This is a genomic window from Salinisphaera sp. PC39 (assembly GCF_040361335.1).
Taxonomy (GTDB): Bacteria; Pseudomonadota; Gammaproteobacteria; order Nevskiales; family Salinisphaeraceae; genus APNM01.
This window is the reverse complement of the sequence record NZ_APNM01000001.1, coordinates 147453-170960: the sequence shown is the minus strand read 5'-3', so window position 1 is coordinate 170960 and position 23508 is coordinate 147453. Positions and strand designations below refer to the sequence as shown.

The following is a 23508-nucleotide window of genomic DNA, read 5'->3' as shown; positions in this document are numbered from 1 at the left end:
CGGTTGCGTAGCTGCTAAAGTTGGGCTTGCCGCACTCAACGCGGCCTGGTTCTTCGAGGGGCAGAAGACGGAATGCATAAGTATAACGTGGGCAGCCGCGGATTCCTGGCCTTGCTGGTATCGACGGCACTCCTGCCGGCCTGCGCCGGGCCGGCGCCGAAGACCGACACCGGCCCGGAGAAGGCGTCCGGCGGCGTCGAGGCCCGAGCGCCGGCGCGCACCGTCGAACCGGAGAAACCCGCCGGCGGGATCGGCCGCGACGACATCCCCCTGCGCGACGACGCCCCGCTGCGCTACGTCGTGAAGAAGGGCGACACCCTCTGGGATATCGCCGAGCACTTCCTGCGTGACCCGTGGTACTGGCCCGAGCTGTGGTACGCCAATCCGGACATCGAAAACCCCCATCTGATCTACCCCGGCGACGTGCTGGAGCTGGTCTGGACCGAGGACGGCCGGCCGCAACTCCGCCGCGTGGAACGGCTCTCGCCGAAGGTCCGGGAACTGCCGCTGGACGCGGCCGTGCCCACCATCCCCATCGAGGCCATCCGTCAGTTCCTCCAGGGACCGCGCCTGGTCACCGAGGAGGAACTGGCCGAGGCGCCCTACGTGGTGCAATTCCTCGACGAGCACCTGATCGGCGGCAGCGGCAACCGGTTGTATGTGCGCCGCGCCGAACCGTCCGACGGCCGCCGCCTGAGCATGGTCCGCCCCGGCGACACCTACGTCGATCCCGAGACCGGGGAGTTCCTGGGCTACGAGGCGATCCCCATCGGCCGGCTCGAGATCCAGGAGTTCGGCGACATCAGCACCGGCCGCATCACCCGCAGCTACCGCGAGGCCCTGGTCGGCGACCGGCTGCTGCCGTTGGACGAGACCGTGCTCACCACCGACTTCCAGCCGCATGCGCCGGACGAGGACATCGAGGGCGTGATCATCTCGGTCTACGACGGCGTCGGCGAGATCGGGCAGTACCAGATCGTGACCCTGAACCGCGGCGCCCGGCAGGGACTGGCCCCGGGCCACGTGCTGGACGTGGACAAGCGCGGCCGCAAGACGCGCGATCCGGTCACGGGCGAACGCCTGACGCTGCCGCCGGTCGAGGCCGGCACCCTGCTGGTGTTCAAGACCGAGGAGCGGGTCAGCTTCGGCCTGATCATGCACGCGACCCGCGCGATCAACATCGGGGACATCGTCCGACCGCCGGAATGATGCCGGGACGGAAGACGGAAGACGGGAAACGTGAGACGGGAAACGGAAAACGCGCGGGGAGCCCCCACTTTGTCCGCCTCAGGCATATCCCTTCTTGCGTTTCCCGTTTCCCGTTTCCCGTTTTCCTCCTTTCGCCCTCGCCGTCTTCCCTCTCCCGGGGAATCATGCCGAGCGACACCGACGCCTGGCTGACCCTCGCCCGGGCCCCCGGCCTGGGCGCCACGCTGGCGGGGCGTCTGCTCGACCGTTACGGCGATGCCGGGGCCGTGCTCGCCGCCGGCCCCGCTGCGTGGCGGGAGGCCGGCGTCCCGGCGGCGGCGCGCGAGGCCATGGCACACCCCGACGAGGCGGCGCTGGCCCGCGACCGGTCCTGGCTCGAACGTCCCGACGCCGACCTGATCACCCGCGACGATCCCCGTTATCCCGCCGCGCTGCGCGACAGCGCCCAGCCGCCGCCGTGGCTGTTCGCGCTTGGTGACACGGACCTGCTTGCCGTGCCGGGTTTCGCCATCGTCGGCAGCCGCAATCCGACGCCCGCCGGCCTCGCCCACGCCCGCGATTTCGGCGCGGCCATGGCCCGGGCGGGGTTCGCCGTGGTCAGCGGCCTGGCCGCCGGTATCGACACCGCGGCGCACGAGGGCGCGCTCGAAGCCGACGGCATGACCATCGCGGTCTGCGGCACCGGCCTGGACCGGGTCTACCCGGCGCGCAACCGGGACCTGGCCCGGCGCATCGCCGCGCGCGGGCTGCTGGTCTCGGAGTTCGTGCCGGGCACGGAGCCGCGGCCGGGCCACTTCCCGCGCCGCAACCGCGTGATCGCGGGCCTCTGCGTCGGCACCCTGGTGGTCGAGGCGGCGCGCACCAGCGGGTCGCTGATCACCGCCCGCCTGGCCCTGGAAGCCGGACGCGAGGTCTTCGCCCTGCCCGGAGCCGTCGACAATCCCCTGGCCCGCGGTTGCCATCGTCTCATCCGCGAAGGCGCTAAGCTGGTAGAATCCTCGGCCGATATCCTGGAAGAGATCGCACCGCAACTCGCGCCGGCGCCGGAAAACCCGCCGCGGCGCGCCGCGGAAACCGATACCGGAACGGCGCCGGACGACGACTATCGTCGCCTCCTGGACGCCCTTCGCGGCGGCCCGGCCACGGTCGACACGGTGGTCGAGCGCACCGGTTTGACCGCGGAGGCGGTATCCTCCATGCTCCTGATCATGGAGCTGCGGGGCTTGGTGGCGCCCACCTCGGAGGGCGCATTTCAACGCACCGGCGACGCCCGGGCGGCGGGTGCTTCGGACGATTCATGAACGAAAATCTCCTCGACGTCCTGCTCTACCTCTTCGAGCACTACCCTCTGGGCGAAGTCCAGGACGACAGCGGCCTGCGCGACGATCTCGACGCCGCCGGCTTCCTGCCGGAAGAGGTCGACGACGCCTTCGCCTGGCTGCGCGGCACCGATGTCCAACGCCAGCAGCTCGTCGCCGCGCCCGGCGACGGCGCCCTGCGGCTGTACTCGGAGATCGAGGGCGAGCGCCTGTCCTCCGCCTGCCAGGGCTATCTCCTGCGCCTGCAGCAGCACGGCATTCTCAACGGCGCCACGCGCGAGATCGTGATCGACCGGCTGCTGGCCCTGGCCGACGAGGACGGCGAGCCGATCGAGGTGGAACAGCTCAAGTGGGTGGTGATGATGGTCCTGTCCAACCAGGCCGATCCCACCGCGTATGCCCACATGGAAGCCCTGCTGCTGGCCGAGGACGACGACCTCGCGCATTAGCCCGGGGTGCCGCCGGCCCGCGAAAGCGCCGGCTCCCGGACTGTCACGGCACAACCGTTTTCGCGGCCGACCGTCACCGCCCCTGCGGTGTCTCCGGGGCGCCGCCGAGGACACCCGAGCCGGTTTCCGTCATTAGCGCCCCCGCAAACGCCTGTGCTAGTGTCCTGCCGCGCGGGCCATTGCGCGGCTCCCCACCCGCCGCGGGACGCCCGGAGACGGACACGCCACTCGCATACAGCTAGAGAATCGGATCGCGGATGAGTCGGAATCTGGTCATCGTGGAGTCGCCGGCCAAGGCCCGGACCATCGAGAAGTATCTCGGCGAGGGCTTCGAGGTGCTGGCGTCCTATGGCCACGTGCGCGACCTGGTGCCCAAGGAGGGCGCGGTCGATACCCAGCACGGCTTCGCGATGCATTACGACGTCATCGAGCGTAACGCCAAGCACGTCGACAAGATCGCCAAGTCCCTCAAGAAGGCGGACGCCCTCTACCTCGCCACCGACCCCGACCGCGAGGGCGAGGCCATCGCCTGGCACCTGCTGGAGCTGCTGCGCGAGCGCGGCGCCCTCGACGGCAAGGCGGTCAAGCGGGTCGTCTTCCACGAGATCACCAAGAACGCCGTGGCCGAGGCCGTGGCGAACCCGCGCGAGATCGCCGATTCGCTGGTGAACGCGCAGCAGGCCCGCCGGGCGCTGGATTACCTGGTCGGCTTCAATCTCTCGCCCCTGCTCTGGCGCAAGATCCAGCGTGGCCTGTCCGCGGGCCGCGTCCAGAGCCCGGCGCTGCGCCTGATCTGCGAGCGCGAGGCCGAGATCGATGCCTTCGAGCCGCGCGAATACTGGAAGGTCGAGGCCCGCGCGGACAAGGACGGCCAGGCCTTCGGTGCCCGGCTGCACGTCTACGACGGCGAGAAGTTCGAGCAATTCACGATCACCGACGCCGACGCCGCGGCGGAGGCCGAGCGCGCCCTGCGTGCGGCGGCCGGCGACAGCCTGCACGTCGCCAAGGTCGAGAAGAAGCAGCGCCGGCGCAACCCCGCGCCGCCCTTCACCACCTCGACCCTGCAGCAGGAGGCCTCGCGCAAGCTCGGTTTCAACGCCACCCGCACCATGCGCACCGCGCAGCAGCTCTACGAGGGTGTCGAGATCGACGGCGAAGCGACCGGCCTGATCACCTACATGCGTACCGACTCGGTGAGCCTCGCCAACGAGGCCGTCTCGGAGCTGCGCGAGACCATCGGCCGCCGCTACGGCAAGGAATCGCTGCCGGACAAGCCGCGGACGTTCAAGGCCAAGTCCAAGAACGCCCAGGAAGCGCACGAGGCCGTCCGGCCGACCGCCAGCGCGCGTGCCCCCGAGGAGATGCGCCGCTACCTGACCAGCGACCAGGCCCGGCTCTACGACCTGATCTGGAAGCGCACCCTCGCCTGCCAGATGCAGCACGCGGTGTTCGACACCGTGGCCGCGGACCTCACGGCCGGCGACCGGCACACCTTCCGCGCCAGCGGCTCGGTGCTGCGCGAGGCCGGTTTCCTGGCGGTCTACCAGGAGGGGCGCGACGAACCGTCCGACGAGGACGACGAGAAACGCCTGCCGCCGCTGGTCGAGGGCGAGGACGTCGCCCTGCTGGACATCGTGACCAGCCAGCACTTCACCGAGCCGCCGCCGCGCTACACCGAGGCCTCCCTGGTGAAGACCCTGGAGGAGTTCGACATCGGACGGCCCTCCACTTACGCCTCCATCATCGCCACCCTGCTCGACCGCGAGTACGTGGAGATGGAAGGCAAGAGCTTCTTGCCCACGACCCTGGGCAAGATCGTCAACCGTTTCCTCACCGATCACTTCACGCGCTACGTGGACTATGAGTTCACGGCCCGCCTGGAGGACGAGCTGGACGAGATCTCGCGCGGCGAGCGCGACTGGAAACCGTTGCTGGAGGCGTTCTGGAAGCGCTTCTCCGAGCAGGTGGAGGCCAAGAAGGACTTGTCGCGCGAGGAGGTCGCCCAGGCCCGCGAGCTGGGTACCGATCCGGAGACCGGCAAGCCGGTGATCGTGCGCCTGGGTCGCTACGGCCCGTTCGTGCAGATCGGTTCCAAGGACGACGAGGAAAAGCCACGCTTCGCCGGCCTGCGGCCCGGCCAGGACATGGACAAGATCACCCTGGACGAGGCCCTGCACCTGTTCAACCTGCCGCGCGACCTGGGCGAGACGCCCGAGGGCGAGCCGATCCAGGTCAACATTGGCCGCTTCGGCCCCTACGTCCGCTTCGGCAAGGTCTATGCCTCCCTCAAGGAGGACGACCCCTACACCATCAGCCGCGAACGCGCCCTGGAGGTCATCGCGGAGAAGAAGGAAGCCGACGCCAAGAAACTGATCCGGCATTTCGAGGATGCCGGCATCAAGGTCCAGCACGGCCCGTACGGCCCGTACATCACCAACGGCAAGAAGAACGCCCGCGTCCCCAAGGACCGCGAGCCGGCGGAGCTGACGCTGGAGGAGTGCGAGGAGCTGCTGGCCAAGGCGCCCGAACGCAAGAGCCGGCGGCGTCGCAAGACTCGCAAGAAGGCCTGAGGCGTAGGGACGTGAGACGGGAGACGGAAAACGGAAAACGCGGGAACAGCGGCCGGGCGAGTATCCTCCGGACAGGCCCGGACACGACGTGTCCAGCTCCCGTCTTCCGTCTTCCGTCTTCCGTCTCCCGTCTCCCGTAACCCATGTGGCGCCTCCGGCATGCCGTCCGCCTGCTCCGGGCCGGCCGTCTGGTGGCCCATCCCACGGAGGGCGTTTGGGGGCTGGCCTGCGATCCGCTGCTGCCCGAGGCCGTGCTGCGGGTGCTGGCCGCCAAGCGACGCGATCCCGCCAAGGGTCTGATCCTGGTCACCCATGACGCCGCCGTGCTGACGCCTTTCCTGGACGCTGCCCCGGACCAGCTCGAGCGCGCGCGGGCGGACTGGCCCGGCCCCGTGACCTGGGTGCTGCCGGCGGCGCCGCAGGTGCCCTGGTGGCTCACCGGCGACCACGACAGTCTCGCCGTGCGGGTCACGGCCCACCCGGTCGCGGCCGCCCTGTGCCGCGCCTTCGGCGGCCCGCTGGTGTCCACCAGCGCCAATCTGGCCGGCCACGCCGCGCCACGCCACGCCTGGCAGGCCCGCGCCCAGGTCGGCGCCGCCGTCGATCTCTTCCTGGCCGGCGACCTCGACACCCCGGGCCGGCCCAGCACCATCCGCGACGGCCGAACCGGAGACGTGATCCGTGATTAGTGATTGGTGATCCGCCGATGAGCCGCCAACCCGACACCGACGCCGTCGTGGCCTTCATGGAAACCCTCCAGGACGAGATCTGCGCCGGCCTGGAGGCGCTCGAACCCGAGACCACCTTCCACAGCGACCGCTGGACCCGCCCCGAGGGCGGCGGCGGCGACACCCGTATCCTCGCCGACGGCGCCGTCTTCGAACGCGCCGGGGTCGGTTATTCACGTATCACCGGCGAGTCGCTGCCGGCGGCCGCCTCCGCGCGTCGCCCCGAGCTGGCGGGACGCGATTTCCTCGCGACCGGCGTCTCGGTGGTGATCCATCCGCGCAATCCCTACGTCCCCACCGCCCACAGCAATGTCCGCTTCTTCGTCGCGGAGAAACCGGGCGAGCCCGCGGTCTGGTGGTTCGGCGGCGGCTTCGACCTGACGCCCTACTACGGCTTCGAGGCGGACGCGCGCGACTGGCATCGCCGCATCCGCGATTTCTGCACCGTCTACGGCGAGGACGTCTATCCGCGCTTCAAGCGCTGGTGCGACGACTACTTCCACCTCCCGCACCGCGGCGAGCAGCGCGGCATCGGCGGCCTGTTCTTCGACGACCTCGACGAATGGGGCTTCGAGCGCTGTTTCGACTTCGCGCGCGACGTGGGACGCGGTTTCATGGCCGCCTACGCCCCCATCGTCGAACGCCGCCGCGATACGGCTTACGGCGAGCGCGAGCGCGATTTCCAGCTCTACCGGCGCGGGCGCTACGTGGAGTTCAACCTGGTCTACGACCGCGGCACCCTGTTCGGGCTGCAATCGAAGGGCCGCGCGGAGTCCATCCTGATGTCGATGCCGCCGCTGGCCGCCTGGCGTTATGATTGGCGGCCCGAGCCCGGCTCCCCCGAGGCCCGGCTCTACGACGAGTTCCTGCAGCCGCGGGAATGGGTGTGACAAGGCTCCGATGACACTCACCGAACTCCGCTATCTCGTGGCGCTGGACAAGGAGCGCCACTTCGGCCGCGCCGCCGAGCGCGCCTTCGTCAGCCAGCCGACGCTCTCGGTGGCGGTCAAGAAACTGGAGGCCGAGCTCGGCGTGGTGCTGTTCGAGCGCAATCGCGGCGAGGCCCGGGTAACCCCGATCGGACGCCGGATCATCGACCAGGCCTATCGCGTGCTGGCCGAGGTCCGCACCCTGGAACTGCTGGCCGAGCAGGGCCGCGACGAGCTGAAGGGACCGCTGCGCCTGGGCGTGATCTACACGGTGGGCCCCTATCTCCTGCCCAACCTGATCCCGAAACTGCGCCAGACCGCGCCCAACATGCCGCTGGTGATCGAGGAGAACTTCACCCGCGTGCTGGGACAGCAACTGCGCGGCAACGAGCTGGACGCGATCGTCGTGGCCCTGCCCTTCTCGCAGCCCGGCACGGTCACCTGGCCGCTCTACGACGAGCCGTTCGTGGTCGTGATGCCGCATGGTCATCCCTGGGCCGAGCGGCTCGAGATCGCGCCCAACGACCTCGCCGGCGAGGAACTGCTGCTGCTGGGTCCGGGGCACTGCTTCCGCGACCAGGTGCTCGCGGCCTGCCCGGACTGCCGCGAGCCGGACGCCGGCACCCAGCCGCGCGCCGGTTCCAGCCTGGAGACCATCCGTCACATGGTGACCAGCGGCCTCGGCATCACCGTGTTGCCACAGTCCTCGATCGAGGATCCCAACGACGACCAGACCCTGCTGGCGACACGGCCGTTCGCCGGCGAGGCGCCTTCGCGACGCATCGCCCTGGTCTGGCGCAAGAGCTTCCCCCGACCGCGCGCGATCCAGGCCCTGCGACAGGCGATCCTGGAATGCGAACTCAACGGGGTGGCCCTGCTCACGGAGCAGCAGGCCCGTACCGAGGATGGGACGCTCGTGGCATTGCCTGAGACGGTGATTGGTGATTGGTGATTCGTTGAGGCTGACGGCTAGGCCCTTTACCAATCACCAATCACGAATCACGTCCTCTCGGGATGCCACTCGACCGGCGCCAGCATCGCCTGGACGAAGGGCAGGTGCCAGTCCATCTCCTCCCAACCCCACTCGAAGGCGCGGACCATCTCGTCCGCCTGCGGCAGCAGGTTGACCGGCGACAGGGTGCGATCGAAGCGCACCAGCCAGTCGAAATAGGGCCGGTTGCCGGGCATCTGCAATTGCACCAGCCGGCTCACCGGCCATAGCCACCAGTGCCGGGGATCGGCCTGCGGCAGGAAGCAATCCCAGGCCATGTAGAAGGCGTTGCGGGTGCCGATGCGGCCCTCGTGCACGCCGTACCAGGCGGTGCGCGCGGGCACATTGTTGGCGACCGCGCCGTCGACCAGGGCGGCCAGGTCGTAGTGTTCGCGCAGATCGCGGATGGTCTTCTCGCTGCGCTTGTCGGGCGCCTGCGGCACGTATTGCAGGATGCCGGGAATCGCCGCCGACAGGCCCACCGCGTCCACCACGGCGGTCTCTTCGGTGCCGGGCTCACGACCGAACACCACTTCCTTGACCAGGTTCGGCCCCAGGAACGAGGTGAGCTGCCACATACGCTCCGCCAGCCGGTCCGAGAACGATCGCCCGCGGCCCGACTTGAGCCGGTGGATCGCCATGGGCGCCGGCATCCGCTCATAGACCCGGCGGCGCAGACCGCCCACCACGGCATCGAACGGGATCGGCAGGTCCGCCATGCGCAAGGGCGCGCCGTCCCGGTCCAGGCGCCGGTGCATCGCCGCCAGGTGCAGGCGCACCAGGCCCGGCAGGGTGTGGCCGGCCGAACGGCCGGGACGCGAGAACACGTCCCGGTTCTTCAGGGACTGGGCGAAAGCCAGGTAGTCCTGGGCCTCGCCCTGGGGGTCGGCGGCGGTGAACGCTCCCACCAGCGCGCCGATGGAGCTGCCCACGATGTAGTCCGGGCGCAGTCCCGCCGCCTGCAGCCTCGCCAATGCGCCCACGTAGACATAACCGGCGCCGCCGCCACCGCCGGCGACGATGGTGAACGCCTTGCGCGCGAGTTCCGCATCCAGGGACGCCGCGGAGAATTCGTTGTGATGGCGCTCCAGCAAGCGCTTGCGCGTCTTGGCCGCGGCCGCGGCCAGGTCCGGCGCCGCCGCGGCGGCGGCTTCGATCCGCTGCCGGGTGTTGCGCTCGTTGCGCAGGGCCTCGAACAGGGCGTGGAACACCCGCCCCCGGAACGGCCCGACCACGGTCGGGTCCACCGTCACCTCGTCGCCGTGCCGGCCACGCTCGTCCAGCGGCGCGAATCGGTCCAGGCGCGCCAGCGCCAACACGTAGCGCAGGCGCTGGTAATCGCCCTCGGCGATTGCCTCGGGATGCGTCTGGCGGGCACGCACCAGCGCCCGTTCCATGCGCTGCACCCGCAACAGGATCTTGACCGGCGGGCGCTGCCATTCGTCGCGCGACATAATCCGTTCCGTCCTCAACCCCAGAGCATGCGCACACCCACGACCACCAGCAGCAGCGCGAACACGCGCTTGAGGGCCCGGGCCGGCAGGCGGTGCGCCAGGGCCGCCCCCAGGGGCGTGAACACCAGGCTGCCGGCCACGATGCCGCCCGTCGCGGGCAGATTGAGATAACCGAGACTCCCCGGACCGGTCCCCGCCAGTCCCCAGCCGGCCACCGCGAAGCCGACGGCACCGGCCCAGGCTATGGGCATGCCGCAGGCCGCCGAGGTGCCGACCGCGCGGGTGATGGCCACATTGCACCAGACCAGGTAGGGCACCGTCAGCGAACCGCCGCCGATGCCGATCAACGACGACAGCGTGCCGATGATCCCGCCCGCGGCCGTGAGGGCGGGCCGGCCGGGCAGATCCCGGTGCGGCGCCGGCGCGATGTCCGCGAGCAATTTCACCGCCACCAGCAGCGCCGCGACACCCACCACGCGCTGCAGCCACAGGCTCGGCATCACGTGCGCCAGGGCCGCGCCCGCCAGCGCCCCGACGGCGAGGCCGGGCGCCATCGCCGCGAACACGCGCCAGATGACGCCGCCACGCACGTGATGCGCGCGCGCCGAGGAGATCGAGATCGCACTGATGCAGGCCAGGGAGGTACCGACCGCCACCTGGGTGAGTACCTCCGGCGCCACGCCCAGGGCCGGCAGCGTGAACACCAGCGCGGGCACGATCACCATGCCGCCGCCGATGCCGAGCAAACCGGCGAGGAGACCGGCCACGGCACCGGTGACCAGGAAGATCGACAGGGAAATCAGCATCGCGGCATGCTAGCCTGATTCGGCGATCGGGGCCATGGGCGCCGTCGTTCCGGGGGGACCGGGGGCAAGCCGCGGCAGCGGCCGCGGCGAGGCTTTCGCGGCATATAATCGGGATTATGACTATGCGAGCTCGTGACGTCCTCCTGGCCCTGACCCTGTGCGTGGCGACAACGGCCGCCGCGGCGGCGCCGGACGCCGTCCGCGAGCACTTCCGGACCCTGCTGGAAGCCGCCGAGCGCGGCGAGCTGCCCGCACGCGAGGACGCGCTCGCCGAGCTGGCCGACTATCCCCTGTATCCCTATCTCACGGCCGCCGATCTCACCTGGCGCCTGCGCCGCGACGGCGGTACCGAACTGGATACCCGGATCGGCGAATTCATCGACGCCCACCCCGCGCTGCCGCCGGCGCAGACGCTGCGCCGGCGCTGGGTCCGCGACCTCGCCGACCGCGGCCGTTGGGACGCGGTCCTGGCCCACACCGCCGACAGCGACGGCACGGCCCTCCAGTGCCTGGCGATGCAGGCACGTATCCGCACCCGAGCGGCCCCGCCCGCGACGCTGACGGAGCAGGCGCTGGACTTCTGGCGGGCCGGCCACAGCCAGCCGGACACCTGCGATCGGGTCTTCGAATGGCTCGACGAACGCGGTGCGCTCGACAACGCCGAGATCATGCGACGGGCCGAACTGGCCCTGGAGGCCGGCAACTCCGGGCTCGCGGGGTACCTGGGACGAAAACTCTCCGGCGACGCCGCGGACCGCATGGCGGGTTGGCTGCACCTGGTGCGCAACCCCGGCGACCTGCATCACGCCACCGACCTGCCGCCGGATGTCGCCGTGGCCGCCTTCAAACGCCTCGCCCTGCGCGACCTCGAGGCCGCGGCCGCCCTGGAGCCCGAGCTGGCCCGGCGCCTGGACCTGCCGCCCGAGGCGCGCCACGAGATGCAGCGCTACATCGCCCTGCTCCACGCCCAGGATCACGACGAGCGCGCCCTGGCCTGGTTCGAGCGGCTCGCGCCCGAGCACCTGGACACCTTCGCCCGCGGCTGGCGTATCCGCAGCGCCCTCTACCACGGCCGCTGGCAGCTCGCCCTCGACTGGATCGAGGCCCTGCCGCCGGACGAGCGGGCGGAGGAGGAATGGCGCTACTGGCGGGCGCGCGCCCTCGACGCCCTGGGGCGCGAGGCGGAGGCCGCGCAAGGCTTCGCCGCGCTCGCCGGCGAGCGCTCCTACCACGGCTATCTCGCCGCCGATGCCCTGGACCGGGACTACAGCTTCAACCGCAACCCCCTGGAACGCGATCCGGCGCTGCGCCACGCCCTGCTGAAGCGCCCCGGCATCCAGCGGGCACACGAGCTGTTCGCGCTGGACATGCGCCACCGCGCCCGGCGGGAATGGGATGCCGTGCTGCCGGACCTGTCCGCCGCCGAGTTGCGCCAGGCCGCACTGCTGGCGCACGACTGGGGCTGGCACCAACGTGCCGTGGTCACCCTGGTGCGGGCCGATTACTGGGACGATCTCGATATCCGCTATCCCCTGGTCCACCGCGAGGCGGTGGAGGCGGCCGCCCGCGAGACCGGCGTGGAAGCCGCCTATATCCTGGCGATCATCCGCACCGAGAGCCTGTTCGCACCGGACGCGCGCTCATCCGCCGGGGCCCTGGGGCTGATGCAGATCATGCCGCCGACCGCACGGCGGGTCGCCCTCGACCGGCCGGCGCCGACCGCCGAGGACCTGCTGGAGCCGGCAACCAGCATCGAGCTCGGCAGCCGCTACCTCGAGCGCATGCGGGAACGCTTCGGCGGCCATCCGGCCCTGGCCAGTGCCGCCTACAACGCCGGACCCGGCCGGGTATCGGATTGGCTACCCGAGCGCACCCTGCCGGCCGATCTCTGGATCGCCAACATCCCCTATACCGAGACCCGCGAGTACGTGCAGCGGGCGATGTCGCACATGACCGTGTTCGAGGCCCGTCTGGGCGGCGGCGTGTCGCGCCTGTCCGAGCGCCTGCCGCCGGTGCCCGCCGAACTGTCGGCGGACTGCCGTCCGCGGGCCGATACCTGCTGACCGCGCCGGCCGGCGATCGGGCACCGCGGCAGGCGCCGCTTGACCGGGCCGGCCCGGCCCCCGACGATAGCCCGGCGCAGACAGGCACCAGGAACGGCAACGCATGAGCGACGCGCCAACCCGACACCGCATCGGCGTTCTCGGCGGGACCGGCTTCGTCGGGCGGGTGCTGTGCGCGCGCCTGATCGCCGACGGCCACGAGCTGGTCGTGCCCAGCCGCGACCCGACGCGCCATCGCGATCTGGAACGCGACAACCTCCGGCTACAGCGCGGCGACGTCCACGACCGCGAGTTCCTGACCCGCACGCTGGACGGCTGCGACGTGGTCATCAACCTGGTCGGCATCTTCAACGAACACGGCCACGGCGGCCGCGAGTTCCAGGCAGTGAATTCGGAGTTGCCGCGCACGCTCGGGCGGGTCTGCCGCGAGCTGCGGGTCGAACGGGTACTGCACATGGGCGTGCTCGGCGCCCAGGCCGGCAGTTCGCCCAGCCGCTGCCTGCGCTCCAAGGGCGAGGGCGCCAACGCCCTCCAGGTCGAGCTCGGCGGCCGCATCCCCTGGACCCTGTTCAAGCCGTCCGCGATCTTCGGGCCGGGCGACCGCTTCACCTGCCGCATCGAGCGCCTCCTGCGGCGCGCCGGCGGCTTCCTGCCCCTGCCCTGCGCCGGCACCCGCCTGGCGCCGGTGTACGTGGCCGACGTCGCGGAAGCGTTCGCGCGCAGCCTGGACGACCCCGAGACCCATCGCCGCCGCTACCAGCTCTACGGCCCGGACATCCTTACCCTGGAAGAGTGCGCACGCGCGGTGGCCGCCGCTCTCGGCCGGCGGGCGCGCATCTGGCGCCTGCCGGATCCTCTCTCGCGCCTGGAGGCCGGCCTGCTGGGCACCATGCCCGGCAAGCCGTTCTCGCGCGACAACTACATGACCCTGCAGACCGACAGCATCCCCGACGGGCAGGAACCCGGTCCGGCGGACCTGGACATCGCGCCGGTCGCGATGCGCGACACCCTGCCGCGTTACCTGCCCTGCCGGACCGCCCGATGAAGACCTACCTGGTGGGCGGGGCGGTACGGGATGAATTGCTCGGGCTGCCCGTGCGCGAACGCGATTGGGTGGTGGTGGGCGCCACGCCCGCGGACATGGAGGCCGCCGGCTACCGGCCGGTGGGACGGGATTTCCCGGTGTTCCTCCATCCCGAGACCGGCGAGGAACACGCCCTGGCCCGCACCGAGCGTAAATCCGGGCGCGGCTACCACGGCTTCGTGTTCCACACCGGCACCGACGTGACCCTTGAGGACGACCTCGAACGCCGGGACCTGACCGTCAACGCCATCGCCCGTGACGACGACGGCCGGCTGGTCGATCCGTTCGGTGGCCGCCGCGATCTGGAGGCCCGCCTGCTCCGGCATGTCTCCGACGCCTTCGTGGAAGACCCCGTGCGGCTGCTGCGCGTGGCCCGCTTCTATGCGCGTTTCGCGCCGCTCGGTTTCCGCGTGGCCGACGAGACCAAGGCCCTGCTGGCGCGCATGGTCGCTGACGGCGAGGTCGACCACCTGGTGCCCGAGCGGGTCTGGTCCGAGACCGAGCGCAGCCTGGCCCTGCCCGGACCGCAGCGCTTCTTCGAACTGTTGCGGGAGGTCGGCGCCCTCGCCCGGCTGTTCCCCGAGCTGGATGCGCTGTTCGGCGTGCCCCAACCCGAGACCCATCATCCCGAGATCGACAGCGGGCGGCACACCCTGTTGGCGCTGGCCCAGGCCGCCCGCATGGAGACCTCGACCGCCGTGCGCTTCGCGGTCCTGTGCCACGACTTCGGCAAGGCCCTGACACCCCGCGACCGCTGGCCGGCCCACCACGGCCACGAGGCCGCCGGCGTTGCGCCGGTGCGGGCCTGCTGCGAGCGGCTCGGCGTGCCGCGCGCCCACCGCGACCTGGCGCTGCTGGCCACCCGCTGGCACCTGCATGTCCACCGCGCGCTAGAGCTACGCCCGGCCACCGTGCTCGACCTGCTCGAAGCCGCCGACGCCTTCCGCCGCCCGGAACGCTTCGAGGATTTGCTGCTGGCCTGCGAGGCCGACGCCCGCGGCCGCGAGGGATTCGAGGATCGCGATTACCCGCAGGCGGCTCACCTGCGCCGGGCACTGGACCTCGCCCGCGCGGTCAGTGCCCGCGAGATCGCCGAGAGCGGTCTCACCGGCCCCGCGATCGCCGAGGAACTGCGCAAGCGGCGGATAGCAGCCATTCGGCAGGTTGCAGGTGACAGGTGACAGGGCCTTTGCCCAACCCCCCGAGACGGCAACGCTGTAACCTGTAATCTGTAACCCGTAACCTGCCATGCAGGATTCGCGGCAGAGGCTCAAGCTTCAAACCCGAACACCGCCAACAGCACGACCCCCAGCACCACCCGATACACCACGAAGGGCATCAGCCCCATGTACTGGAGCATGCGCAGGAAATAGTGGATCGCCAGGGCCGCCGACACGGCGGAAAGCACGGCGGCCACCGCGAGCCCGGCCCAAGGCGCGGCCTCGGGCTGCAGGATCAGGCTGACGGCCTCGTACGCGATCGCCGCCGCGGTCACGGGGATCGCCAGGAAGAAGGACACGCGGGCCGCCGCCGGTCGCGTCAGGCCGAGCCAGCGGCCGGCCATGATGGTCATGCCCGAACGCGACGACCCCGGTATCAGTGCCAGCGCCTGGGCCAGGCCGATGGCCAGGTAGCCGCGCAGGCGCAGCACCTCCGGCTCGTGCCGGTGCGGCGCGCGGACGTCGACCCAGCCCAGCAGCAGTCCGAAACCGATGCTGGCGGCCGCGATCACCCAGGGGAGGCGCAGCCCCGCCTCGCCGGTCACGCCCAGGAGGCAGCCGAGGGCGATCGCCGGCAGGGTCGCCAGGATCAGGCCCCAGGCCATGTGCGCCTCGGGCCCGCCCTCGCGTCCGGTGACGGAACGGCTCCAGGCGGCGGCCATATCGCCCAGGTCCCGCCGGAAATAGGCGATCACGGCCACCAGACTGCCGAGATGGGTCGCCAGGTCGAAGGCCAACCCCTGGTCCGACCAGCCGAACACGTAGGGCACCAGGATCAGGTGCGCGGAGCTGGAGATCGGCAGGAACTCGGTGATGCCCTGGACCAGGGCGAGCACGACAAGCTGATACCATTCCATCGAGCGGCGTTCCTTTCAGCCGTTGCGGCACCGGCGCGGACCGGCGCCGGCAAGCGCCTCACTATATCGGATAAGTCATAAACGATCCGTTACCGCATCCCGCCCGGATGGACCGACCCATGCCCGACCCCGAAACCCCCGCCCCGATCCTGATCACCGGCGCCGGCCGCAATGTCGGCGCCCACCTGGCCCGGCGCCTGATGGCGGACGGCCGTCCCGTGATCGTGCATTACCGCACGCCGACCGCGGACGTGGACGCGCTGACCGCGGCCGGCGCCGCCACCGTGCAGGGGGACCTCGACTCGGCCGCCGGCATCCACGCCGTGGCGGCCGCGGTCGCGGCGGCCGCGCCGCGCCTGGGCGGCATCGTGCACAACGCCTCGGCGTTCGCGCGCACGCCGGACGACACCGACGACGCCACGGCCGATTTCGAGCGCTACTGGGCGGTACACATGCTCGCGCCCTGGCTGCTGGACCGCCTGCTCGGCCCGCGCCTGACGGGTACCGCGCAACGCCCGGCGGACATCGTCTACATCACCGACATCTACGCCGACAACCCGGCGCCCGACTTCGACGTCTACTGCGCCACCAAGGCCGGCCTCCAGAACCTCGCCCTGTCGACGGCCAAGCGGCTGGCGCCGGCCGTCAAGGCGAACGTGATCCAGCCCGGCCCGATCGACTTCACCGAATGGCACAGCGAGGACGACCGCGACACCATCCTGGCCGGCACCCCGCTCGGCCGCACCGGCGGCCCCGAAGCCATCTACCGCGCCCTGCGCGGCATCCTCGACAACGATTACCTGACCGGCGCGGTGATCCCGGTGGACGGCGGCAGACGACTCGGGCGCTGAGTCCGCGCCCTACAGATCCAGCGCCACACGGCGCAGCGGCTGTCCCTCGGTTCCGAACGCCGCCCACAGCTCGGCGTAGCTGCGCCCGTCCGTCGGATGGCGGGCGTCCGGCGCGATCTCGGCCAGCGGACGGAGCACGAAGGCATAGCGCAGGATATCGTCACGCGGCAGGCGGGCGTCGGGGCCGTCGGTGACCCGGTCGCCATACAGCAGCAGGTCCAGGTCCATGGTCCGGGAGGCGGTGCGCTCGCCGCGCACGCGGCCGCAGTGCGACTCGATGCAGCGCAGCGCCTGCAACAGCGCGGGGATGTCGGCGCCGGTGTCGAAACCGACCACGAGATTCAGGAAATCGGCCCCCTCGAAGCCGACCGCCGGGCACTCGTACACCGGCGAGACCCGCAGGTCGCCGAAGCGCTCGCGCAGCAGGCGCACCGCATGCGGGATGTGGCGCCGCGGTTCGATGTTGCTGCCGATGCCGACGTAGGCGGCGACCCGGCCGGTTTCGTGTCTCATGTCTGGTGTCACTCGTGCGGACGAAGGGCCGGGGCGATTCAGGCCGGGCCGGCCTCGCGGGTGATGCGCACGCCCACGCCGCCGGCGCCGCGCAGGGCATAGTGTTTGTCCAGCGTGACCGTGACCCGACGGACATCGAACTCGTCCAGGATCAACCACGCCACCCGCTCCGCCAGCGTCTCGACGAGCCGGAACTCGGCCGCTTCGACGAAGGCGATCACGCGCTTGGCCACCGCCTTGTAGTCGAGGGTGCGGGCGACATCGTCCTCGGCGGCGGCGGCACGGATGTCGAAGGCCATGTCCAGGTCGAAGCGCACAGTCTGCCGGATGCGCCGCTCCCACTCGTAGATGCCGATGACGGTATCGACCCGCAGGTCCTGTATGAAAATCGTGTCCACGTTATCCCTGGAAGGTCAGGCCGTCAGGAAGAATGAACCACAGAGACACAGGGGCACAGAGGTTGAAAGGCATTCCAAAAGCGAAGATACCGACAAAAGCGATATGTCGTATCTTGCGCTATCGATCCGACCCATTCCCGTATCCCTGTGCCTCTGTGCCTCTGTGGTTCATTGGCGGGCATAGCTCGTCGAGCGGCCAGCGGGCGCGTGCCCGGGCCGGCGCCGGCGGAGGCGTGCCCTCCCCCAGGCGCAGCGAGCCCGCGTAGGCGATCATGGCGCCATTGTCGGTGCAGAATGCCGGCCGGGGGAAGTGCAGGCCGGCGCCGCGCTCGTCCGCCAGGGCCCGCAGACGCGCCCGCAGACGGCGATTGGCACCGACGCCGCCGGCCACGACCAGGCGCCCGGCGCCGGTGGCGTCCAGGGCGCGCGCGCACTTGATCGCCAGGGTGTCGACCACCGCTTCCTCGAAACCGCGGGCGACATCCGCGTACGCGGTCTCGCCCGCGTCGCGCGCGGCCAGCAACACCGCCGTCTTGAGGCCGGAGAAGGAAAAGTCCAGCCCCGGCCGATCGGTCATCGGCCGCGGAAAGGCGAAGCGTCCGGGATCGCCCGACTCGGCCAGGGCCGCCAGGGCGGGACCGCCGGGATAGCCCAGGCCCAGCAGCTTGGCCGTCTTGTCGAAGGCCTCGCCCACGGCGTCGTCGACGCTGCTGCCCAGGATGCGGTAGCGGCCGACACCGGCGACCTCCACCAGCAGGGTGTGACCGCCAGAGACCAGCAGTGCCACGAACGGGAAGGCCGGCGGATCGTCCTCGAGCATGGGCGACAGAAGGTGCCCTTCCATGTGATGCACACCGATCACGGGCACGTCCCAGGCCAGACCCAGACCCGCCGCCGCGGACGCCCCCACCAGCAGGGCCCCGACCAGGCCCGGCCCGGCGGTGTAGGCGACGCCGTCCGGGACCCCGCCGCCGGCCTCCGCCCGCACCGAATCGATCAACGGCAGCAGCTTGCGGACATGGTCCCGCGAAGCCAGCTCCGGCACCACGCCGCCGTAGTCCGCGTGCAGCGCCACCTGGCTGTGCAGCGCATGCGCCAGCAGGCCGCGCTCGGTGTCGTACACGGCCACGCCGGTCTCGTCGCAGGATGTCTCGATACCCAGGATGCGCACGTCGCTCCAATCCGCCCTTTGCAACCGACCGGGGCCGGGATTAAACTACGCGCCCATTTTAAAGGAGCGGCGTCCGTGCCGCTTCGGCACTCATCCCGGAGAGTGATCGTTTAATGCCGAGCGTACGAGTCAAGGAAAACGAGCCGTTCGAGGTGGCCCTGCGCCGCTTCAAGCGTAGCTGCGAGAAGGCGGGCGTGCTGACCGAGGTCCGCCGCCGCGAGCATTTCGAGAAGCCCTGCCAGGCGCGCAAGCGCAAGCGCGCGGCCGCGGTCAAGCGCCACCTCAAGCGCCTGCAGCGCGAGCAGCAGCGCTTCACCCGCCAGTACTGAGCCGGCTCGCCCCGCCCGCGACGGCGGCGGCGACCGCGCACCGCAACCTGACATGACCCTCAAGGAGCAGTTAGCCGACGACATGAAGTCGGCACTGCGCGCCAAGGACCGCGAGCGCCTCGCGGTCCTGCGCATGCTGCTGGCCGAAATCCAGCGCAAGGAACTCGACGACCAGACCGAGTTCGGCGACGACGGTGTCCTGGCGGTGATCGGCAAGATGGTCAAGCAGCGCCGCGACGCCGAATCGCAGTACCGCGAGGCCGGTCGCGCCGACCTGGCCGACGCCGAGAGCGCCGAGATCGTGGTGCTGGAGAGCTACCTGCCCGAGCCCCTGGACGAGGCCGCGCTCGGGGCCCTGATCGACGAGGCGATCGCCGAGACCGGCGCCGCCTCGATGCAGGACATGGGCAAGGTCATGGGGATGCTGAAGCCCAAGATCCAGGGCCGCGCCGACATGGGCACGGTGAGCGCGCGAGTCAAAGCCAAGTTGGGCCCCCAATAGCTGCCGCTCGCCTTCTCTGTCCCCTGTAACCCGTTCCCTGTAACCTTTTGGGAATGGCCCGCATCCCGCAAGCCTTTCTCGACGAACTGCTGTCGCGCACCGACATCGTCGCGCTGATCGAGGCGCGGCTGCCGCTGCGCAAGGCGGGGCGGGAATTCCAGGCCCTGTGCCCGTTTCACGACGAGAAATCGCCGTCGTTCACGGTGTCGCCGGCCAAGCAGTTCTATCACTGCTTCGGCTGCGGCGCCCACGGCACCGCCATCAGTTTCCTGATGGAATACGACCGCCTGGAGTTCCGGGAGACGGTCGAAGTGCTCGCGAGCCAGGCCGGCATGGAAATCCCGGAGGACGCGCGCGCCGGCCCGGACCCGGACCGGCAGAAGCCGCTGTTCGACGCGCTGGCGACCGCCGACCGCCACTACCGCCAGTGGCTGCGCCGCAGCCGGGAAGCCGTCGATTACCTCAAGGGGCGCGGCATCAGCGGCGAGATCGCCAAGACCTACGGGTTGGGCTTCGCCCCGCCCGGCTGGGACAACCTGGGCGCCCGCGTGGACCGGCGGGCGGCGATCGAGGCGGGGCTGCTGATCGAGCGCGACGGCCGCAGCTACGACCGCTTCCGCAACCGGGTGATGTTCCCGATCCGGGACGGCCGCGGCCGCACCATCGGCTTCGGCGGACGCACCCTCGGCGACGACAAGGCGAAATACCTGAACTCGCCCGAGACGCCGCTGTTCCACAAGGGGCGGCACGTCTACGGGCTGTACGAAGCCCGCCAGTTGTTGCGCGAGATCCCGCGCATGCTGGTGGTGGAAGGCTACATGGACGTGATCGCGCTGGCCCAGCACGGCTTCCCGAACGCCGTGGCCACGCTGGGCACCGCGACCACGCCCGAGCACTTGCAGGCCCTGTTCCGGGTCACCGGCGAGGTGGTGTTCTGCTTCGACGGCGACGCCGCCGGCCGGCGCGCCGCCTGGCGGGCCCTGGAGCAGGCGCTGCCGGTGCTGCGCGGCACCCGGCGCATCCGGTTCCTGTTCCTGCCCGAGGGCGAGGACCCGGACAGCCTGGTGCGCGGCCCGGCCGGGCCGGAGGGCTTCCGCGCGCTGATCGACGAGGCGCGGCCCGCCTCGCGGGTGCTGCTGGACGGCCTCGCCGAGGGCCTGGACCTGCACAACGCGGACGGCCGCTCGCAACTGATCGAGGCCGCCCGCCCGTATATCGGCAAGCTGCCGCCGGAGGCCTTCAAGGCGCAGCTCATCCGCGAGATCGCCGAGCGCAGCGGCCTGCCGGCGAACGACCTGGAGCGGCTCTACCGCGAGGGCGGATCGGCGTCCGGGCCGGCGCCGCCGGCCGCCGCGCCGACGGCACGCGGCGAACTGCGCATGAATCCGGTGCGCCGCGCGCTACAGATACTCATGGATCGGCCCCGGTTGGCCGATAACATCGACGGGTATGAGGCATTACGGCAATCGGAGGTAGCCGGCACGGGTCTTCTGGCCGATGCGATTGATTTTTTCCGCAACAACCCCAGATTACCCGCTGCGGCCTTCCTCGAAAGGCTGCGCGACCGCGACGAACACGCGGCACTACAGAAATTGGCCGCCCAGTCGATCACCGGCGACGACGAGCGGCTGGCACGCGAATTCGCCGGCTGTATCGACCGGATCACCGGCCGCGCGCGCGCCGACAGCGCGCGGGCCCGCTACGAGGCGCTGCTGGCAAGACAGGAGCGGCAGCCGCTGTCGGCGGACGAGGCCGCGGAGCTCCAGAACCTGCTCCGGGAGCTGCGCGCGGCCCGCCCCTGAGGGGCGTGTTCGGATGACATGGAAACGGCCGCGGCGCTATACTGGTGCGTTTTCATGCGTTACAGCCGCGTCGCTGTGATGCGACGGGCGCAGACATCGGGGCAGCATGACACGGCAGGCGAGCATGAGCACGGAAAAGCAATCCCAGCTTAAACTACTGATCGCGCACGGCAAGGAAAAGGGGTACCTCACGTACGCCGAGGTCAACGACACCTTGCCCGACGATATCGTCGATCCCGAGCAGATCGAGGATATCATCAACATGATCAACGACATGGGCATCGCGGTGCACGAAGAGGCGCCGGACGAGGATGCCCTGTTGCTGTCCGAGAACACCGTCACCGACGAGGACGACGACGACGCCGAGGAGGCCGCGGCGACGCTGGCCGCGCTCGACCCGCAGTTCGGCCGCACCACCGACCCCGTGCGCATGTACATGCGCGAGATGGGCTCGGTGGAACTGCTCGACCGGCAGGGCGAGATCCGCATCGCCAAGCGGATCGAGGAAGGCCTGTCCGAGATGATGTTCGCACTGGCCTACTTCCCCGCCACCACCGGCCGCCTGATCGAATACGCCGATGCCATCGCCGCCGGCGACACCCGCCTGAGCGACGTGCTCGTCGCCTTCGTCGACCCCGACACCGGCGATCCCGTCGCCAGCCCGGACGAGATCGGCGAGCCCGCCGCCGCCCAGCAGGAAAGCGCCGAGGCCGACTCCGACGAGGAGGACGACGAAGACGATGCCGGCGGCCCCGAGGACACCGGCCCCGATCCCGAGGAGGCCGCGGCCCAGTTCAAGAAGCTGAAGTCCCTGCACCGCAGCGCGGTGAAGGCGCTGCAGCAGCACGGCCGCGAGGACGACCGCACCGAGCTGGCGCTGGGCAAGCTGGCCACGCACTTCATGCGCTTCAAGCTCACGCCCAAGGTCCAGGAAGACCTGACCCAGCAACTGCGCCGGACCATGGTCGAGATCCGCGGCGTGGAGCGCGAGATGATGGCGATCATCGTGCGCGAGGCCGGCATGCCGCGGCGCGACTTCGTCAAGCAGCTCCCCGAACACCTGACCGACGAGTCCTGGCTGGACAAGCTGATCCGCGCCAAGCGCCGCTATTCCTCGAAGATCGCGGCCCGCAAGCCCGACCTCGTGCGCCTGCAGCATCGCATCGGGCAGCTCGAGGAGGAAGCCGAGCTCAACGTCAACAACATCAAGGAGATCAACCGGCGCATGTCCATCGGCGAGGCCAAGGCCCGCCGCGCCAAGAAGGAGATGGTCGAGGCCAACCTGCGCCTGGTGATCTCCATCGCCAAGAAGTACACCAACCGCGGCCTGCAGTTCCTGGACCTGATCCAGGAGGGCAACATCGGCCTGATGAAGGCCGTGGACAAGTTCGAATACCGCCGCGGCTACAAGTTCTCGACCTACGCCACCTGGTGGATCCGGCAGGCGATCACCCGCTCGATCGCCGACCAGGCGCGGACCATCCGCATCCCGGTGCACATGATCGAGACGATCAACAAGCTCAACCGCATCTCCCGCCAGATGCTGCAGGAGATGGGCCGCGAACCGACCCCGGACGAGCTGGCCGAGCGCATGGAGATGCCCGAGGAGAAAGTCCGCAAGGTCCTCAAGATCGCCAAGGAGCCGATCTCCATGGAGACGCCCATCGGTGACGACGAGGATTCGCACCTGGGCGACTTCATCGAGGACATCAACGCCATCGCCCCGGACGACTCCGCGGCCGGCGAGTCGCTGCGCGAGGCCACCCACAACACCCTGGCCAGCCTCACCCCGCGCGAGGCCAAGGTCCTGCGCATGCGCTTCGGCATCGACATGAACACCGACCACACCCTGGAGGAGGTCGGCAAGCAGTTCGACGTCACCCGCGAGCGCATTCGCCAGATCGAGGCCAAGGCCCTGCGCAAGCTGCGCCACCCGTCCCGGGCGACCTTCCTCAAGAGCTTCCTGGACGAATAGCCGGGTTACGGGGCACAGGTTACAGGGCACGGGGCGACACGCTCTTCCCCTGTAACCTGTAATCTGTAACCTGCACCCTCCTCCAGGGCCTCTAGCTCAACTGGTCAGAGCAGCAGACTCATAATCTGTTGGTTCGGGGTTCAAGTCCCCGGGGGCCCACCAACACCCGCCTCGTCAATCACAGCCATCAACGTCGTTACCGCCGGCGCGAACCAACAGATTATTCCACTGTGACGGTTGTCGGTTCGGGGTTGCTCGGCCCATCCCTGGGCCGCGTCCTGGCGGACT

The 23508-nt window shown here is 70.3% G+C and carries 21 protein-coding genes and 1 tRNA gene; 16 read left to right on the top strand and 6 right to left on the bottom strand.

Annotated elements, in window-relative coordinates; genetic code table 11:
• Positions 1-72 precede the first annotated feature (72 nt).
• The 7 genes from PC39_RS00795 (at position 73) to PC39_RS00765 (ending at position 8156) form a co-directional block, all read left to right on the top strand.
• Positions 73-1209 (top strand): LysM peptidoglycan-binding domain-containing protein, encoded by a 1137-nt coding sequence (locus PC39_RS00795; RefSeq protein ID WP_353251453.1) that lies wholly within the window; start codon positions 73-75, stop codon positions 1207-1209.
• 164 nt (positions 1210-1373) lie between these two features.
• A complete protein-coding gene (gene dprA / locus PC39_RS00790) occupies positions 1374-2510 on the top strand; it encodes a DNA-processing protein DprA (RefSeq protein WP_353251452.1) in 1137 nt (378 codons plus the stop codon).
• On the top strand, positions 2507-2977 hold the full coding sequence (locus PC39_RS00785; protein WP_353251451.1) for a Smg family protein: 471 nt from the start codon (positions 2507-2509) through the stop codon (positions 2975-2977). Before dprA ends, PC39_RS00785 begins: the two co-directional genes overlap by 4 nt.
• A 257-nt stretch (positions 2978-3234) precedes the next feature.
• Entirely contained in the window at positions 3235-5547 is a 2313-nt protein-coding gene (locus PC39_RS00780) for a DNA topoisomerase I (protein ID WP_353251450.1), read from the top strand.
• A 143-nt stretch (positions 5548-5690) separates the two neighbouring features.
• Positions 5691-6236: an L-threonylcarbamoyladenylate synthase type 1 TsaC gene (tsaC, locus tag PC39_RS00775; RefSeq protein WP_353251449.1), complete on the top strand. Its 546-nt coding sequence runs from the start codon at positions 5691-5693 to the stop codon at positions 6234-6236.
• A 17-nt stretch (positions 6237-6253) separates the two neighbouring features.
• Positions 6254-7165: an oxygen-dependent coproporphyrinogen oxidase gene (gene hemF, locus PC39_RS00770; RefSeq protein WP_353251448.1), complete on the top strand. Its 912-nt coding sequence runs from the start codon at positions 6254-6256 to the stop codon at positions 7163-7165.
• Between the two features lie 10 nt (positions 7166-7175).
• Positions 7176-8156: a hydrogen peroxide-inducible genes activator gene (locus tag PC39_RS00765; RefSeq protein ID WP_353251447.1), complete on the top strand. Its 981-nt coding sequence runs from the start codon at positions 7176-7178 to the stop codon at positions 8154-8156.
• A 47-nt stretch (positions 8157-8203) separates the two neighbouring features.
• On the opposite strand, the gene PC39_RS00760 is transcribed toward PC39_RS00765, so the two are convergent.
• Entirely contained in the window at positions 8204-9649 is a 1446-nt protein-coding gene (locus tag PC39_RS00760; protein WP_353251446.1) for a patatin-like phospholipase family protein, read from the bottom strand.
• Between the two features lie 14 nt (positions 9650-9663).
• Positions 9664-10455 (bottom strand): sulfite exporter TauE/SafE family protein, encoded by a 792-nt coding sequence (locus tag PC39_RS00755; RefSeq protein WP_353251445.1) that lies wholly within the window; start codon positions 10453-10455, stop codon positions 9664-9666.
• 122 nt (positions 10456-10577) lie between these two features.
• Here PC39_RS00755 and PC39_RS00750 point away from each other — a divergent pair, with 122 nt between their 5' ends.
• The 3 genes from PC39_RS00750 to PC39_RS00740 all read left to right on the top strand — a co-directional run bounded on the left by PC39_RS00750 (position 10578) and on the right by PC39_RS00740 (position 14783).
• Positions 10578-12518, top strand: coding sequence for a transglycosylase SLT domain-containing protein (locus PC39_RS00750; RefSeq protein WP_353251444.1), 1941 nt, complete (start codon positions 10578-10580; stop codon positions 12516-12518).
• Between the two features lie 103 nt (positions 12519-12621).
• Positions 12622-13563: a complex I NDUFA9 subunit family protein gene (locus tag PC39_RS00745; RefSeq protein ID WP_353251443.1), complete on the top strand. Its 942-nt coding sequence runs from the start codon at positions 12622-12624 to the stop codon at positions 13561-13563.
• Complete coding sequence (locus PC39_RS00740; RefSeq protein WP_353251442.1) at positions 13560-14783, top strand: multifunctional CCA addition/repair protein; 1224 nt, start codon at positions 13560-13562, stop codon at positions 14781-14783. Before PC39_RS00745 ends, PC39_RS00740 begins: the two co-directional genes overlap by 4 nt.
• An 89-nt stretch (positions 14784-14872) precedes the next feature.
• On the opposite strand, the gene PC39_RS00735 is transcribed toward PC39_RS00740, so the two are convergent.
• Positions 14873-15679: an undecaprenyl-diphosphate phosphatase gene (locus PC39_RS00735; RefSeq protein WP_353251441.1), complete on the bottom strand. Its 807-nt coding sequence runs from the start codon at positions 15677-15679 to the stop codon at positions 14873-14875.
• Between the two features lie 119 nt (positions 15680-15798).
• Here PC39_RS00735 and PC39_RS00730 point away from each other — a divergent pair, with 119 nt between their 5' ends.
• Positions 15799-16530 (top strand): SDR family oxidoreductase, encoded by a 732-nt coding sequence (locus PC39_RS00730; protein ID WP_353251440.1) that lies wholly within the window; start codon positions 15799-15801, stop codon positions 16528-16530.
• A gap of 9 nt (positions 16531-16539) precedes the next feature.
• On the opposite strand, the gene folK is transcribed toward PC39_RS00730, so the two are convergent.
• The 3 genes from folK to tsaD all read right to left on the bottom strand — a co-directional run bounded on the left by folK (position 16540) and on the right by tsaD (position 18612).
• Positions 16540-17043: a 2-amino-4-hydroxy-6-hydroxymethyldihydropteridine diphosphokinase gene (gene folK / locus PC39_RS00725; RefSeq protein ID WP_353251439.1), complete on the bottom strand. Its 504-nt coding sequence runs from the start codon at positions 17041-17043 to the stop codon at positions 16540-16542.
• Between the two features lie 38 nt (positions 17044-17081).
• Positions 17082-17441, bottom strand: a complete 360-nt coding sequence (folB, locus tag PC39_RS00720; protein ID WP_353251438.1) for a dihydroneopterin aldolase — start codon at positions 17439-17441, stop codon at positions 17082-17084.
• 118 nt (positions 17442-17559) lie between these two features.
• Positions 17560-18612, bottom strand: coding sequence for a tRNA (adenosine(37)-N6)-threonylcarbamoyltransferase complex transferase subunit TsaD (gene tsaD, locus PC39_RS00715; protein WP_353251437.1), 1053 nt, complete (start codon positions 18610-18612; stop codon positions 17560-17562).
• Positions 18613-18725: 113 nt separating this feature from the next.
• Between tsaD and rpsU the strand changes: the two genes are divergently transcribed.
• The 5 genes from rpsU (at position 18726) to PC39_RS00690 (ending at position 23382) form a co-directional block, all read left to right on the top strand.
• A complete protein-coding gene (rpsU, locus tag PC39_RS00710) occupies positions 18726-18941 on the top strand; it encodes a 30S ribosomal protein S21 (RefSeq protein ID WP_353251436.1) in 216 nt (71 codons plus the stop codon).
• Between the two features lie 52 nt (positions 18942-18993).
• Entirely contained in the window at positions 18994-19443 is a 450-nt protein-coding gene (locus PC39_RS00705) for a GatB/YqeY domain-containing protein (RefSeq protein WP_353251435.1), read from the top strand.
• Positions 19444-19496: 53 nt separating this feature from the next.
• On the top strand, positions 19497-21245 hold the full coding sequence (gene dnaG / locus PC39_RS00700; RefSeq protein ID WP_353251434.1) for a DNA primase: 1749 nt from the start codon (positions 19497-19499) through the stop codon (positions 21243-21245).
• A gap of 124 nt (positions 21246-21369) precedes the next feature.
• On the top strand, positions 21370-23220 hold the full coding sequence (gene rpoD, locus PC39_RS00695) for an RNA polymerase sigma factor RpoD (RefSeq protein ID WP_502950828.1): 1851 nt from the start codon (positions 21370-21372) through the stop codon (positions 23218-23220).
• A gap of 85 nt (positions 23221-23305) precedes the next feature.
• Positions 23306-23382 (top strand) — tRNA-Ile (locus tag PC39_RS00690).
• The last annotated feature ends 126 nt before the right edge of the window (positions 23383-23508 follow it).